Here is a 15063-nt window from a genome sequence, read left to right on the forward strand (position 1 = left end):
TGGATTCGGGTCAGGCTTCTTGGGCCTGAATGCAATCGGCTTGCGCCGAAGACGGTATGCTGGCCCCAGCCGCTCTTCGTTCGGCGTGCCGGGATGGCAGCACGGCCTGGGTCAGATAGAGCGGGCGCTGCTTGGTCTCGTTGAACATGCGCCCGAGGTATTCGCCAATGATGCCCAGACTGGCCAGCTGAATGCCGCCGAGCATCAGGACCACCACCATCAGCGAGGGATAGCCCTGCACCGCGTCGCCGAACATCAGCGTTTTGTAAATGATGAACGCAGCGTAGGCGAAAGCGAACAGTGAAATAAACAGCCCCATATAGGAAGCGATTTTCAACGGAACGGTCGTAAATGAGGTAATGCCCTCAATGGCGAAATTCCACAGCTTCCAGTAATTCCATTTGGTGTTGCCGGCAAAGCGTGCGTCGCGCCGATAGGGTACGGCGATTTGCGGGAAGCCGACCCAGGCGAAGAGTCCCTTCATGAAGCGGTGGTGTTCGCGCAGGCGCAGAAGCGCATCCACAGCGCGACGGCTCATGAGCCGGAAGTCGCCCGTGTCCTGGGGGATTTTCACCCGGCTCAGGCGTTGAATCACCTGATAAAAGGCGCTGGCTGTGGCGCGCTTGACCCAGCTCTCGCCTTCGCGTGCGGTCCGTTGGGCGTACACGACATCATGTCCGGCGAGCCACAGGCGGATCATCTCCGGGATGAGTTCGGGTGGATCCTGCAGGTCGGTGTCGATCACCACGATGGCATCGCCGCTGGCATGATCGAGTCCGGCCGTCATGGCGATTTCCTTGCCGAAATTGCGCGACAGGTCGATCAGCGTAATGCGGGGATCCTGTACGCGCATTTCGTGCAGGAGGGCAATTGTCCGGTCGCTGCTGCCATCGTTGACATAGATGACTTCAAGCTCGTGGTCGAGTCCATCGAATACGGCGCATAGCCGTTTGTGGAATGCCGGCAGGACGTCTTCTTCATTGTAGGCGGGGGCGACAACCGAGATGAGCTTGGCGCTTGGGTCCGGAGGCGAGGTCAGGTTCGCGGCTAGCATGACGTTCCTTTTTCAAATGTCCAGTGGCGGTTGCCAAGAAAATTCCAGACCAGTACGCAACCCGTGGCAATGAGTTGCGCAATCAGATAATGCAGCTGAAGCGGCTCGACCAGCAGAAACATGAGGGCCGCATTCAGCGCCAGGCCCACTGCGGCGATCGCGAGGAACCGGGGCAATGCTTCGCGATGCCTTCGGGCGCTGCGAAAGGTGAAGCGATAGTTCAGGGCATAGTTGATGGCGGCGCCGAGTGCCGCACCCGCGACAGAGGCCGGAACCGGATGAGCCGTCTGGCTGCTGACCAGCAAAAACAGCAGTGCATAGTGAGCCAGCGTTCCCGCGACCCCCACCAGGCTAAAAACCGAAAACTGTTTGAAGGCGGCGATCATGGCAGGCTGATGACAAGCACGGTCGGCGTTCGCATCAGGATTCGATAGCCGGAAGAGATTTGGCGCAGGGTTTCATCCTGCCAGGTGTCGGCCTGGCCGCTTCTGAGTATTGCATTGGTCGGCAGCATCGCCAGAATCACCACGCGATCGCCAATGTGCCGACGCAGGGCTGCCAGCTCGCTCAGGTTTCTTGCCGTGGGTTCAAAGCTGCGTATGTGCCGCCCCGTTTCCAGGCTCAATAATTGAGCCTGATTCGACACGATGTGCGCCTTGTCCGGCAGGGACTTCAGCAAGTTCATCAGGTCGTGATCATGGCGGGTGTTCTGTTTGATGCGGTTGGTCAGCACGCTGTCGGGGTATAGCCTGGCGGCCGCCACATAGCCGTGGGTGTCGACGGCAGCGCGAATGTCCGCTTCGCGATGCAAATCGATCTGGATGCTGACGAGCCGGCCTGCAGCCAGGAGCGCGCCAAGCAGCAGCAGGGCACGGGTTCGGCGGCTGCTGTTTCCTTGCGGCGTATCGGTCTGCAGCGCCCAGGTGATGCCGGCGAAAACCGCCCAGGAATAGGGCATCAGTTGCCGCGTCAAGGTCACTTCGACCCAGTCGAAATGGCTGCGCCCCCATACGACCAATGCGAATCCGAGACCAGCGTAGAGCGACAGGAGCAGCAGCGCAGAACGGGCGACTTGCGGGCTCCGCTGCCAGCGCCGCCAGCCTGCCCATAGCAGTAACAGCGTAGCCGGCAACAGCAGCAGCGCCATGGCAACGATGCTCCAGGCCATGTCGGCCACCGCGCGCCAGGCGCTCAGATCGAGCAGCAAACTCCACAGGCTGACGCGGAATGCCTTGACCACGCCGAAGTCGACCCCGCCATGCGCGGAAAAATAGGGCTGGATACTGCCAAAGGTGTGAAAGTTGTAGAAAAACAGCGGGAATGCCAGCAGGGCGAATCCGCTCCCCCAAATCAGCCCGGTTCGCAGGGTGGTCAGCCAGTCCGACTGCCTGGTCAGCAGGTTCAGCCCCAGGTAGGTAATGACCGTGAGAGGCAGCACCGCAGCGGCATTGCGTAGTGAGTAGGCGCACCCAGCCAGGAAACCCGATAGCAGGATGGCTTGCCAGCATGCGCTTTGGCGGTAGCTCTGACGAATCAGAATGCCCAACGACAACACCGAGAGCAACGTCATCCCGGCATCGCTCAAGGCGAGGTAGCCGTATTCAACGAAGCCGGGTGAACTGACGGCCAGAGCTGCAATGATTATTGCCGCCCAGCGTCCGACGAGGGGACGCAAGGCATAGCTGATCGCCGGCAGGAGTAACAGCCAGGAAAGCCAGGCTGCAGCAAGCGCGGCATGGGGCAGGCTGAGCCCGAGTTTCGACAGGCCTGCAATTTCCATGGCAAAGCCTGGCGGAAACAGGGGAAACGCCGCCCATTCCCGGGTGATGTCGGTCCAGTCGGTGCCGCGCAGAAATCCTTCGCCCCGGAGCCAGTTGCGGGCCTCCTGCAGATAGCCGGCCGTGTCGTTCGCAAAGGGGTAATTCAACGGCGACAGCAGGGCGATCAGCAGGCCAAGCAATCCGATTCCCAGTGCGGTCAGGATGAGATGGTCGCGCCATTCAAGGGCTTGAGCCCAGTCAGGGATAGGAGCACCGACAACGTTCCAGTGCGGGTTATCAAGCATGGCGTCGCTTCCTGTAGCCCAACAAGTAGCCCCATGCATGGGCGGCATTCATCGCCTGCCTGATCAGGCCGGGCTTGCCGGTAAAAAACAGGACGAAGGTTTTGAAACCGTGGCTGAAAAACTGGCGAACAAGGAAGGGTGGAATGCCCTGCCAACCAGACGGAAAATCGGGTGCACTGAGTTGAGCCCGGCGCATGCCTGCCTGGAAATGAAGTTTCAGGAAATAGCGGCGATGCAGTTTCCAGGGGTCAACAGAATGCAATATGACCATGTCCGGGCGATAGCGGATTCTGGCCTGCTGCGCCAGCAGGGCGCGCAGCATGATGGCATCTTCGCCGCCGCCGACATCCGCCCCTTCGCGGTTGTAGCGGGGGTCGAAGCGCAAGGCCGGATAGTCGCGAAAAACTTGCATTGCATATGCCGTATTGCCACTCCAGATGGGGGTAGCGTCATTGGCAATCCAAAAAGATACAGCGCCATGATCGAGTCTGCCGAGGAAGCCGGCCACCTCGTTGTCAAGCCATGCAGGACGGCCATATGGGCTGAAATCGATTTCGATATGCCCGCCAACGCATTGCGCGCCTTCGTTCACGATGGCGTCGTATGCAGCCGCCAGAAAACCGGGCTGCGGCAGTTCGTCGTCGTCGATGAACACCAGTATGTCGCGATCGAGCGATTCGTCGAGGGCGCGGTTGCGGGCCGGCACGATGCCGGGGGCGGTTTCGGTGACCACGCGCAGCGACGCGCCGGGCTGCTTTTGCAGGGCGTCAAGCACCGCCCGCGTGTCGTCGGGGCTGTTGTTGTTGACTGCAAGAATGTCGAACGGCACCGGGCAGCTTTGCGCGCGCAGGGCTGCGACCAGCCTGGTCAGCCGGTCGGCGCGCTTGAAGGTGCAGAAAGCGACGGTAAGCGTGGTCATGCAGTTCGGGGAATCAGATGCGATTGCGTACGTTGCGCCGTTTGTCTACTTGGCGGATCAGCGTATCGAACAGCGGCGCAGGCAGAAAACTGGCAAAAATGTATTTGGCGTCGCGCGCTTTCCAGTCGGCCTTGAGGAACGCGCGGCGGAACAGACGCCGCGACGAATCGGTGTCGCGTCGCCAGTGGCAGCGATAGGCCTCCGGCAGCAGCGAACCGTAGACCAGCGCGTCGCGCTTTTCGCGGCCGAGGTGGGCGACCGGCTCCGGGTGGCGGCGGACGAAGGTTTCGCGCACGGCGATGGCATCGAACACTTGCCGCCAGCGCGGAATATGTGCATTGCCGCGCGGGTAGCGGCGGTAAAACGCCAGTACCTCGGGCACGCGCACCACGGTCGGCTGGGTGGCGAGCATGCGCAGCCACAGGTCATAATCCATTGCGGTGGGCAGGCGTTCCGAAAACCCGTTCAGCCGGTCGACCAGCTGGCGCCGCAGCAGCACACCGTTGATCGGCCAGGGGCAGGACTGCAGGAACAGCGCGGCGGCGTCGGACTCGACGTAATCGGGCGGCAGATAGGGTTGCGTATTGCCGGCCGCTTCGCCCACATTTTGCCAGCCGCAATAGGCCACATCGGCCAGGGTGTCGATCATGGCGGCATGCAGGCGTTCGAGGGCTTCGGGATGCCAGCGGTCGTCGGCGTCGAGAAACGCGATGAAGTTGCCGTGCGCATGTTCCAGCGCGTAATTGCGCGCGGCATAGGGGCCGCTGTTGGTCTGGTGCAAAAGCGTGATGCGGCCAGGGTGCGCAGCGGCCAAGCGCGCGACAATCTGGGCCGACGCGTCGGTCGAGCCATCGTCCACGACGATGAGCTCAAGCGGGGCGTAGCGCTGCTGCAGCACGCTTACGATCGCCTCCTCTACATAAGGCGCGGCGTTGTAGCAGGGCATGACTACCGAGATCAGCGCGGGGTCGAAGTGGTCCATCGGATAGGTCGGTTTATGGGTCTCGTTGCCCGATCAGCCAGCGCTGCCAGGACTCGGGCAGCCAGGCGGGCAGCATGTATTTCCAGTCGCTGAGTGTGCCATAGCCGTGTTGCATTACGACACGAAAAATGCGCCGCGCGGCGGGTAAATCGCGTTGCCAGTAGCGGGCATAGCCGCGCTTGAGCAGTTCGCCGGTGGTCAGGGCGCGCCTGCGGGCGCGGCCGAGCTGGTCGCCGAAAGCCGGGTGAGAGGCGAGGTAGTGACGTTGCGTCTGCCAGAACTGCAGCGCGGCGCGGGCATGATCGGCCGAGGCCTGAACGCCGCCATGAAAATGGTAGAAGGCCAGCACCTCGGGCACCCGCACGATCGGTGCGGTGGTCGCCACGTTCAGCCACAGCGCGTAATCCTCGGCGTTTTTCAGCAGCGGATCGAAACCGTTCGCGGCCAGTACCGCCTCGCGTTTGACCAGCGCGGCGTGGATCGGCCAGCGGCACCCGGCGAACAGGATTTCGGCCTTGTCGGCGGTTTCGTAGTCGGGCGGCACGAAAGGCTCGCCGCGGCCGCCCGCCACGCCCAGGTTTTGCCAGCCGCAATAGGCCAGCACGGCCTCCGGTCGGTCATCCAGCGCGGCGGACAACCGCGCCAGACATTGCGCGTCCCAGCTGTCGTCCGCGTCCAGGAAGGCGATGTAACGTCCCTGAGCCAGGGCAATCCCGGCATTGCGCGCGGCACTGACGCCTTGGTTGGTCTGGGTATGGACGCGGATGCGCGGGTCGCTTTGCGTGCGCAACCAGGCCAGGGTCGAGTCGCTGGAACCATCGTCCACTGCGATGAGCTCCCAATCCGTAAACGTCTGCGCCAGCACGCTGCGTGTGCTGGCAGGCAAATGCGCCGCTGCATTGTGGCAGGGCATGATGACGGAAATGGCAGGGGACATCGGCCAGATTCACACGCGACGCAGACGCCGTAACGCATAGCCCGCAATATCCCGCCAGGCCACATCGTGGCTGCCGAAATAGAGTTTGCGTGCGAAGCTACCAAGGGTGTCGGTATTGAAAACGGTGAGGCGCCGCAAGCGGTAGGGATCCTTGTCGCGCAATGCCCAGCCCGTTCGGGTGGTGCAGCTTGCAGCATAGCCGGCTTGTTTGACCGCATTGGCACAGCGCTCGTCCCATGCGCCGTATGGGTAGGCGAAACTGCTGACCGGGTGGCCGAGCATCGATTCGAGCGAGGCTTTGGATTCGCTGAGTTCCCGCATCAGGCGTTCATCGTCGGCATCGGGAAGGCGCGCATGGCTGACCGTATGGGAACCAATCTCCATGCCGTTTTCCCGCATCTCGCACAACTCGGCGGAATTCAGCAGGCGATCCCCAGGGCGGCCGTCGGCAGGCCATCGCGGCGACTGCCCGACCGAGCCGGAGACGATGAACCAGGTGGCGCGCATGCCGCGTTTCTGCAGTTCTTCGCAGGCAGCAAGGTTGTCTACATAGCCATCATCGAAGGTGATGACGGCGGTGCGCCCGTTCCATTTCTTCGCTGGCGCGTCCACCAGTTCCTCCATGGTCGGCGTGGCATAGCCTTCGGTGGCCAGAAAATCGAGTTGCTCGCGGAAGCGTTGCATGGAAACTGCCCACGGCCAGTCAGGCGTTCCCTTGCCGGGCTGCACAGCGTGATACATCAGCATGACCGGGCCGTGCTGGCCTGCGTTGCGGTGCAGGGCCCGGGAAACGGGATCAAGCATGGATCAGGCGTTATCGAGTTGAGTCAGCCGGTTTTTGACGACTTCCAGATAGGCGTGACCATACTGGAGGTCGGGTTCCAGGTGATTGCCTTCGGCCCATTCGTTCCACGACTTGATGAACACAATTTGCTGGTCTGCCGGCAGGCGCTGGGCATTGCGCAAGCAAGCGTCGAAATGCTGGGCGAACAATGCCGGCGTTGAGTTTTGCATGATCAGGCCATTGAGGCGTGAGCGCGGGGTGTTGTCCCAGTTGGGAATGGCGCAGGGAAACTCGACGTAACCGGGCTGTTCCTTGCGGGTGAGGGTGGGATAAATGTCGGCGTACTGATGGATGGTCAGTTCATATTTGTGCCGCATCTGGCCGATTTTGAGCAGCGGGTGTCGCCACGTCACATTGGGTTTTTTGGGGGGCAGCTTTTGCAATATGGCGGCGTCAAAACCGTCTGCTTGCGGTTTCCATTGGTCGTTGTGGTTGATGCCGACGAAATAAAAGCCGGGCAAGCCCGCAGCTTGCGCCCACTCGGTCCACAGCCGGATGAATGCTTGGGCATCGGGCAGCTCGGTGGGGCGATACACCACGAACAGGGGTTTGCCCTGCACCCGGATATAGCGCGGATCGGAAAAAGCGGGAAGCAGTGCGTCGAAGTGCGCGCGGTAGTCGGCTTCGCCCGGATAGGTCTGCTCGATCAGGACTTTGTTGGGCGCCCCGTGCCAGATGCCGGTCCAGGTCTGGTTGGCCCAGCACAGGCAGAACGGCATGTCGGGCTGTCTGGAGTCGATCACTTCGTTAAACGGACGCTCCAGAAGACGCTTCCCGCCGAACCAGTAGTGGTAATAACAGAAACCCGTAATGCCATATTCCTTGGCCAGGCTGGCCTGAGCCTGACGGCTCTCGGCGCAGCGCAGGTCGTAAAATCCCAAGTCGGCAGGTACATGCGGTTGCTCGTGGCCCTTGAACAGGGGTTTGGCTTTGGCCGTGTTGGTCCATTCAGTGAATCCCTTACCCCACCAGATATCATTTTCCGGGATGGGATGGAACTGCGGCAGATAAAAAGCGATGGTCGAAATTGGGTTGGTCATGTTTTTTTGTTTCCTGCGAACGTGAGGCGGCCCCAGAGCAGGCCCAGCATTTTTCGGCTTTCGTGCCGCATGGCTTCAAAGGGTGAATACAGGCCGCTCAGAATCACGATCAGCCCGGCAGCTGTGCCATAAAAGGCCAGTGTCAGGAAGTCTCCGTTGATGAAGCGGCCGGCTAGTTCGCCGAGCAGCACCAGCGCGGCGAGCAGTCCGGCCGCATGAGCCGCCGCCGGCATCACCGCCTTCGCGATATCCAGCCATCCGATCCGGGTGGCTCGGCAGGCAATGGTCGTAATGTAAATCATGCCAAAGAACTGCGAGGCTACCAGCACCCAGGCGGCCCCGTTGATGCCATAGGGGGTGGCGATGAGCATACCCAGAATCAAAATGACCAGGTTGATCACCTGCATCACCAGTTCTTTGCCCAGCAGATTCAGGGCAGCCAGCAACGCGCCTGCAGGATGACCGATCGACATGAAAAAACCGGCAAAAACAAGAATGGACAGGGGTTCGGCGGAAGGGAGCCAGTTTGCGCCGTAGAAAAACCGGATGGCTTCGGGTGCCAGCCAGAACAGCAGAATGTAAATCGGGTAGGTGTACAGACATCCGAGCTGGATGCTTTGCAGGTAGAGGTAACGGACACGATCGGGGTTGTCGGCCGATTGCGCAATGGCCCGGAAAACCGGCTCGTATGCCGATCCGCTCACCATGTTGAAAGGCATGTAGGCCAGACTTCTGGCCTTGTTGAATAAGCCTACCGCGGCGGCATCGCCGGTGCGCGACAACACAAACGTCGCCACCTGCCCCTGGATGTAGCCGACCACATTGTTCGAGGTGGCCAGCAGGCCATAGCGCATCAGATCGCGAGCGCGTGCAAAATCAAAGTTGATTCCCGGGAGCCAGCGCGCATACCAGGCAAACTGCAGCGCCCCCGTGATTGCGCTGAAAAGCCCAGCCAGGATCAAGCTCCATGGACCGTAGCCCAGATAAGCCAGGCTCAGGGCAATGCTGTTGTACACCACCAGACCGGTCAGCTGGGTCGCGGTTTTAGCCTTGAAGCGCATGTCCCGGTGCAGCATGTTGCTGGGTACGTTGACAAACGGCCGAACCAGAAAGGACAGCGCGGCAACCCGCAGCAGGTCGGCATATTCCGGGTTGGCGTACCAGCGACCAAACCAGGGCGCGATGGCAAAGAAGAACCCGACGATCACCAGTCCGATCAGAAATTGCACCGTAAACAACAAATCGTAATCGCGCTTGCTGGCTTCTTTGGCACGGACCAGGGCTTGCCCCATGCCGCCGCCAGCCACAAAGCCCGCGAGATTGGTGAAGATCAGAATGGTCGCAACCGTGCCGAATTCGGCAGGCATCATCAGACGCGCAAGAATCAATCCCAGTGCAAAATTGATGATCTGGCTGCCGGTATTGCCGATAAATACCCACTTGGCGCCGTGGCGGATCGAGTTTCCAAGACTCATGGTTTGCTTCGCATGGGTTGGCTTTCTGTGGGCTTCGCTACGGAATGCAGTACGCGCTTCGGGTGGGTCAATGGCTTCTCCCCATCCAGCGCTTGATCGGCACAGTCAGTTGCGCAATACCCGGTAGCCGCTTCAGTTTTCGCAGAATCAGACTGTCGATGCGGGCATTGGGGCGAAAGTGATTGCGATCGAGCCGGTCGAACTGGCTGTTTTCAGGCACGGCGTAGCGTTGCCGCATGCGTTGGATGGCTGTCATGGATTCGGCGAGATTATGTTCGATGTAGTCGATTTGTCCGCTCCAGGAAATATCGTTGCCGATATGGAACGTGAGCGGTATGTCATTTACGCGTTGCATGCGAAATCCGCTGGCTGCATCCAGCGCCATGAACATCAGGTAATCGAAATGTGCGGCGCCGATGCAGCAGCGCCCCAAATCCAGTTGTGAAACGTAAGCCATGGGGAACACGAAACAATCGAAACCGTAGGCGACGTCACCCGGCTCATCATACATGTCTGGAAGCTGGTCAATTCCGGTGTAGTGTCCCGGGATGTTTCGCCTGTAGATGATGAAAGGCGTTTCGCTGTCGAATCGTTCTTCGATCAGCGTGCGCAACTGGGCATAAAAATCGGGCTGAAGCACGATATCCATGTTGGTATAAATCAGGTGACTGCTGGTGCCTGATGTCGAACCTGCCTTGAGGATGTCGGCAATCAAAGGGAACGGTCGCCAGGGGTGCAGCGCGCGGATATCCTGTACGGTTTGGTGCAAATGGCCGCCGAACTTCGCCGGAGCTGCGATGGCGGCCTCCTCCCCTGGCAGGATCACCGCGTTGATTTCAACCTTGACGCCGGCTTGTCGGGCGCGCTCGTAAGCAATGCCCAGGCTGGCATAGGTGATGCGGCTGGCGATGCCATGTTTGGTGTTCGGCTCGCAGACAAAAGGGTTGATGATGTGGGTGAACGAAACGGGCATGCAAACGGCTCAGTGGGGTGGGGGCGTGGCATCAGTACTTCGACTCAGCAAATATCATGCCTGCGGGGGGAGGGACCGCTTGCGAATGAGGGTCTGGTCTTTGCTGCGCCGGGAGCCCAGGCGAAAGGCCGCAAATAGCGCGATGGGAACCACCAGCAATTTGTTGCTGGCCAGCTTGAGTTTCCAGGTGGGCAAGGCTTGCTTCGAGAAAACGTGTATCCGGCCTAGAGGGTAGTAGTGCAAGCCCAGCTTGCTGGCCAGAAGCGATAAGCCCTTGCGCGAGAAAAAGGCAATATGCTGCCCTGTGTCGAAAGAATAATAGCCCCATTGATCGGGCGCGGGCGGGGTATTGTCGGGGAAGACTTCCGTTGTGAAAAGCAGGGTGTCCGACTGATATTCGAGCAGACTTTGTCGAATAAAATCGAGCGGATCAGTCGTGTGTTCCAGCACTTCGACGGCACTGATGGCAACGCAGGCGCCCTGCCGCGTAGCGGCCTCAAACCCCCGGGCAAACAGGTTGAGCGCATAGGGGTCGGACCAGTAGTAATCGAATCCAAGATCCCGCATCAGCCGCGTCAACAAGCCATATCCACCCGCCACGTCAACGTATTGACCGTTCCCTCTCTCCTCCAGCACCAGATAGTTGATTGCGGCAAGCCGCAATGCAGTGAAAATATTCCGCACCGCAATATCCGTGTCCGACCGCACGATGGCATCCGAATAAGCCTCATCCAGCCATGTTGGCTGGTCGACAAAGATGTGGTCACACTCAACACAATAGTGGAAGTTCGCCGCGTATTTGTTGAGCAGGGTGGCGTTGAACAGGGTGCTGGTTTGGGAGTGACAAATGCGGCACTCATCCTTTTCTCTTGCGGGCACTAGTTTCTTCCCAGTATTTTTTTGACGATAGGCCGCAAGTAATTGAGCCTCAGCTTGTGCTCGGCCCGGAACAGCCAGACTTTGTGCTTGATGATCGCCGTCAAGTCCTGGCGTCCCATCGCTTCAAGTGGTGCCAGCACTTCACGATAGAGCTCCAGTTCGGCATACGTCTTGATGGGGATGGCTTTCAGCAATTGGGGGGATATGTCATTGCTGGGGAAAGCGGTGGTCTGGGCGAGCTGGCCACAAGCCATGAACGCGAGCATGGTGCGAACGCATTTCAAACAGCGCCCGCAATTTAGATGGCCTTCCGGGATGGCAGCTGAGTCCCAGCACACCCTTAGGGCGTTCAATACGCCGGGTTGGGTGGACAGGAAGCGTACTTTTTCCACGCGGCTGAACTGTTCCATGTCACCAGCGATGATCTCAAGAAAGTCCGCACCAAAATAGCTGTTCAGCCAAGGATGCGAACCATGGGGATGAGGGATGTGTTCCACTGAATAGTCTGGGGCGATGATGCACCGGTAAATGCGCGAACTCGCAGCGTGGGCGATGGCCGCCAGCAGGGAAGCGTGTTGCCACCCGCCATAGAGCCGCCAGCTCATGGCCAGATTCCTCAAGTTGACTTTGACCGTGACCAGTTCTACCCCCAGTTCCTGACACAGGACAGAAAGCTTTTCGATGCCGAGGTTCCATACATCGAGCCGATTCGGTTTGTTGGGGTCGCCGACGTCGAGGCCATGGACGAAGAAAGCGACGCTTACCCTCCGCGGGTCGCCCATCGGGTATTGCGTGGCATTCCAGTACAGGGCCGACAATGAGTCTACGCCACCAGACAGGAATAGCGCGGTGCTGGCTTTGGACGGGTCCGGCAAGGGGTGCACCGCTGCAGGTGCCACGATCTTAACGGGTTGTAGCGGACTTTGATGCCAACGCTTCAGTAGCCGCATGGCGATGGTGAGCCGGGATTTAAGTTGCGGGTCCACGCCACCGTCGATTTCCATCCGGGTCTCGCCGTTCCACATGGCGGCCATGGCGGTTCCTACCATGAAGGCATTGGGGTCAGGGCGAATCCAGCCGGCCTGTTTGGCCGGTACGGAGATGAAAATGGTTTCCTGCAGTGGTCGGGACTCCAATGTCACGTCAGCCTGCACGCGATACTGGTTGCCTTCATGCATTTCTTGAATATTGCGAATCAACATCTTCAGACTCTCCCTTTATTGATTCTGCATAGCCATCATGATTTGCTTGTGACAGGGGCCACTGAGCCGATTTCGGCATGCCGAGCATCGCTGCCGGCAATGACCAGATTGCGCGCCGACAGTGTCTGAACCTGGGGCAGCCTGGCGCGAATGCGCTCGCGATTGGCCTGCCTTTGCCGGAAGGCATGGCCGATCTTGATCGACAACGCGTTGCCTAGACAGTCCAGGGGGAGCAGGGTGTGTTCGAGGGGCAGGTCGACATGCTCATATAGTCCCTCGAACTTGTCCTGATAGGTGATCGACAGGATGGGGGTGCCGCAGCCGAGCGAGGCGATGGCCAGGTGCATACGGCCGGTGATGACGAGATCCAGCTGCCCCACCACCCGCTTGATGCGGTCGGAACGGTGAATCGGGGTATAGCGAACGTGCGGAAATCCGTTTTGGTGTAGCTGCATTTCGATTGCCTGAAGCATGGCCACGTCGCCTGCTTGCAGCTTGAGGTCGTGCGGAATCAGCAAGAATGCCAATTGATGGGTCTCGCCTGCCGTATGGAGTTGCTCGGCCAGATGGGTGATCAGGGCATCGGTGCCGATTTCTGTAAGTGTCGGTGCCAGAGCGTGGGCATTCAGATTGACGCCAACCGGGTTACGGCCGGCAGCGCGCATGGCGGCGATCCAGGCTTCTGCCTCAGGTTCAGGCTCGCTGGCCGGCGGCATGAGGAAAGCGACATCCGCGCACAGGGTGGCCGAAGTGCCGGTCATCTGCGTGAAGCGAGTGAGCGAAGGCTGGTCGCGTACATTGACCGTCACCTTGGGGTGCAATCGCGACAGGGCGTGCAGGGTTGGCCACCGCGGGTTGCGGTTAAAGCTGAAGCCCAAGGTGGTGGCAGGTATGCCGAGACGGACGCTGTGGTTACAGTAAGCCACGATGCGCTGAACCAGCGCCGCACCGTATTTTCCGTCGAGGATATCGGCACCCATGACGAACAACGCATGATGCTGGCGTATCAGAGCGTCGAATGCGACGCTGCCTTCCCGGCCGATCCAGGCAGCTGCCACCGGTATTTCGCCGATTCCCGGAACGTCAATGCGGTGATCGTGCGTGCCAACGATGGTGAACGAGGCATTGGGGTGGAGTGCGCGCAGTGCTCGCAGCAAGGCGCAGTACATGGCCATGTCACCCAGAGAACCGGACGGATTGCTGGCGTCACCCGGGATGATGAGAAAGCGGGAAACGGCTTGCGGCGGCGCGGCCGGGGGGCGAGTGCGCAATTGGTACAGCGGCAGGCTGACCTCGAAGAAATTGCGGGCAATGATGGCTTGGTCAATCAGTACTTGTTTGAGTCTCATGGTGTGATCAGCAGGTACGAGCTGGGAGCGCGCACAGTTGTGCCACCCGTTCATCAAACAAAGCGCGTGTGTAATGACTCCTCAGTCTAGTTAGCCCTTTTCCCGCTGCACTGTGATGGTGGTTCGGGTGCGTCATCCAGGCGATACAGTGTTCGGCAAACAGGGCGTCGTCCAGGGCGATGGCCAAGCCCGCGTTGCCGAGACCGATGCTGAAGGCGTCGGCGCAGTGCGGGGTGGTCACGCACGCGCGGCCATAGGCGAGCGATTCCAGAATCTTGATATTGGTGCCGCCGCCGGAATGGATCGGGGCGATGGTGAACGCCGCGTTGCGGTAGGCCTCATCAAGATTGTCGACAAAGCCCGGGGCGGACACATCTGGATGCTGCTCCCAAGCTTGTCGTAGCGCAGGCGGAGCAGCGCCGACCAACAACAAATGGGCCTGCGGCTGGGCCGCCTTGATGGCGGGCCAGCTGTGAGCAAGAAAGCGGTCGATGCCCTCGCGGTTGGGCGGATACCAGAGCGAACCGACGAACAGCAGGGTGGGGTTGTCGGTTTGCGGAAAAGGCGCAGCGGGTGGGTTGAATGGGATGTTGGGCAACAGCACCGATGGCAGGTCGAGATGGCACGCCTGGTCGCGCGGGCTGACGAAAAAAAAGGCGTCAAATCGTTTGAGCTGGCGCTTTGCCAGTTGGGCGGCGTAGGTTGATTTGAGACGGGCGGCCATCGCCATCGCCCCCGGCGCGTAGTGATAACCCCAGTCGTCGAGATCGACCACGGTGCGTGTCCCGCGTGGAATGGTCAGTTTGCAAATGGGATTGAGATAGCGGCTGACAATGAGTCGATACTGTCCAAGATCTACGCCAGCACTCAGGAGGGCTTGCTGCAAGTGACGATCGGGCTTGAACTTGCCGATGCCGAGCGGGCGTTGATGCCAAACGCCATGCGCCAAGACACCGGGTTTGGCTGGTTCCAGACGGCTTGGGCCCGCGCCGGGTTCGATCAAAACCGTATCTACTTCACCCAGCCTCTGCAGGGCCTGATGCAGTAAAGCGGTACGTTGCTGCGCGCCCGATTGCGGATCAAACGGTGAGGCGGGCGAAACCAGCAGGATGCGATCAGCTTGAATGGCCATTGCGTGGCGTGGGTTGATGATGAACTTGCATCTGGATCAGCAAAAATCCGGATCACGATTAGGGAGAAACCCGATGATACGTGTTGGCGCCGCCTGGACAAGCGGATCGGATATTCCTGCTGCCTTCGTCGAGTTGGTGGGCGTGCTCACCCTGGTTGATCGGAGCGCGTCGCGTTTCCTGCATTGGTTACAATGAGCCATCCCTTTGTTAG

16 protein-coding genes are annotated in these 15063 nt (G+C 60.0%); 2 read left to right on the plus strand and 14 right to left on the minus strand.

Annotated elements, in window-relative coordinates; genetic code table 11:
• Positions 1 to 10 precede the first annotated feature (10 nt).
• From IV098_RS02040 to IV098_RS02105, 14 genes are all read right to left on the minus strand, one after another.
• Positions 11 to 1054, minus strand: a complete 1044-nt coding sequence (locus IV098_RS02040) for a glycosyltransferase family 2 protein (RefSeq protein ID WP_296885941.1) — start codon at positions 1052 to 1054, stop codon at positions 11 to 13.
• The gene (locus IV098_RS02045; protein WP_296885942.1) at positions 1048 to 1440 is read right to left on the minus strand and encodes a GtrA family protein; all 393 of its coding nucleotides are present in this window, start codon (positions 1438 to 1440) and stop codon (positions 1048 to 1050) included. The genes IV098_RS02040 and IV098_RS02045 overlap by 7 nt, the downstream gene beginning before the upstream one ends.
• A complete protein-coding gene (locus IV098_RS02050) occupies positions 1437 to 3119 on the minus strand; it encodes a hypothetical protein (protein ID WP_296885944.1) in 1683 nt (560 codons plus the stop codon). The genes IV098_RS02045 and IV098_RS02050 overlap by 4 nt, the downstream gene beginning before the upstream one ends.
• A complete protein-coding gene (locus IV098_RS02055) occupies positions 3112 to 4038 on the minus strand; it encodes a glycosyltransferase family 2 protein (RefSeq protein WP_296885946.1) in 927 nt (308 codons plus the stop codon). The genes IV098_RS02050 and IV098_RS02055 overlap by 8 nt, the downstream gene beginning before the upstream one ends.
• A 13-nt stretch (positions 4039 to 4051) precedes the next feature.
• Positions 4052 to 5020 (minus strand): glycosyltransferase, encoded by a 969-nt coding sequence (locus tag IV098_RS02060; protein ID WP_296885948.1) that lies wholly within the window; start codon positions 5018 to 5020, stop codon positions 4052 to 4054.
• A gap of 13 nt (positions 5021 to 5033) precedes the next feature.
• Positions 5034 to 5957: a glycosyltransferase gene (locus IV098_RS02065; protein WP_296885950.1), complete on the minus strand. Its 924-nt coding sequence runs from the start codon at positions 5955 to 5957 to the stop codon at positions 5034 to 5036.
• A gap of 9 nt (positions 5958 to 5966) precedes the next feature.
• A complete protein-coding gene (locus IV098_RS02070) occupies positions 5967 to 6761 on the minus strand; it encodes a polysaccharide deacetylase family protein (RefSeq protein WP_296885952.1) in 795 nt (264 codons plus the stop codon).
• Positions 6762 to 6764: 3 nt separating this feature from the next.
• Positions 6765 to 7841, minus strand: a complete 1077-nt coding sequence (locus tag IV098_RS02075) for a glycoside hydrolase family 99-like domain-containing protein (RefSeq protein ID WP_296885954.1) — start codon at positions 7839 to 7841, stop codon at positions 6765 to 6767.
• Positions 7838 to 9316, minus strand: coding sequence for a lipopolysaccharide biosynthesis protein (locus IV098_RS02080; RefSeq protein ID WP_296885956.1), 1479 nt, complete (start codon positions 9314 to 9316; stop codon positions 7838 to 7840). Before IV098_RS02080 ends, IV098_RS02075 begins: the two co-directional genes overlap by 4 nt.
• Positions 9317 to 9383: 67 nt before the next feature.
• A complete protein-coding gene (locus tag IV098_RS02085) occupies positions 9384 to 10289 on the minus strand; it encodes a hypothetical protein (RefSeq protein ID WP_296885958.1) in 906 nt (301 codons plus the stop codon).
• Between the two features lie 54 nt (positions 10290 to 10343).
• The gene (locus IV098_RS02090; RefSeq protein WP_296885960.1) at positions 10344 to 11168 is read right to left on the minus strand and encodes a class I SAM-dependent methyltransferase; all 825 of its coding nucleotides are present in this window, start codon (positions 11166 to 11168) and stop codon (positions 10344 to 10346) included.
• Entirely contained in the window at positions 11168 to 12370 is a 1203-nt protein-coding gene (locus IV098_RS02095) for a hypothetical protein (protein WP_296885962.1), read from the minus strand. The genes IV098_RS02090 and IV098_RS02095 overlap by 1 nt, the downstream gene beginning before the upstream one ends.
• Positions 12371 to 12405: 35 nt before the next feature.
• Entirely contained in the window at positions 12406 to 13719 is a 1314-nt protein-coding gene (locus tag IV098_RS02100) for a polysaccharide pyruvyl transferase family protein (protein ID WP_296885964.1), read from the minus strand.
• 7 nt (positions 13720 to 13726) lie between these two features.
• On the minus strand, positions 13727 to 14605 hold the full coding sequence (locus IV098_RS02105; RefSeq protein ID WP_296885966.1) for a glycosyltransferase family 4 protein: 879 nt from the start codon (positions 14603 to 14605) through the stop codon (positions 13727 to 13729).
• Here IV098_RS02105 and IV098_RS02110 point away from each other — a divergent pair, their 5' ends adjacent.
• Both IV098_RS02110 and IV098_RS02115 read left to right on the plus strand, forming a co-directional pair.
• The gene (locus IV098_RS02110) at positions 14606 to 14767 is read left to right on the plus strand and encodes a hypothetical protein (RefSeq protein WP_296885968.1); all 162 of its coding nucleotides are present in this window, start codon (positions 14606 to 14608) and stop codon (positions 14765 to 14767) included. It begins immediately after the preceding gene.
• A gap of 76 nt (positions 14768 to 14843) precedes the next feature.
• Complete coding sequence (locus tag IV098_RS02115; RefSeq protein WP_296885970.1) at positions 14844 to 15047, plus strand: hypothetical protein; 204 nt, start codon at positions 14844 to 14846, stop codon at positions 15045 to 15047.
• Positions 15048 to 15063 lie beyond the last annotated feature (16 nt).

Origin of the sequence: Thiobacillus sp., assembly GCF_018780105.1 — a bacterium.
GTDB lineage: Bacteria > Pseudomonadota > Gammaproteobacteria > Burkholderiales > Thiobacillaceae > Thiobacillus.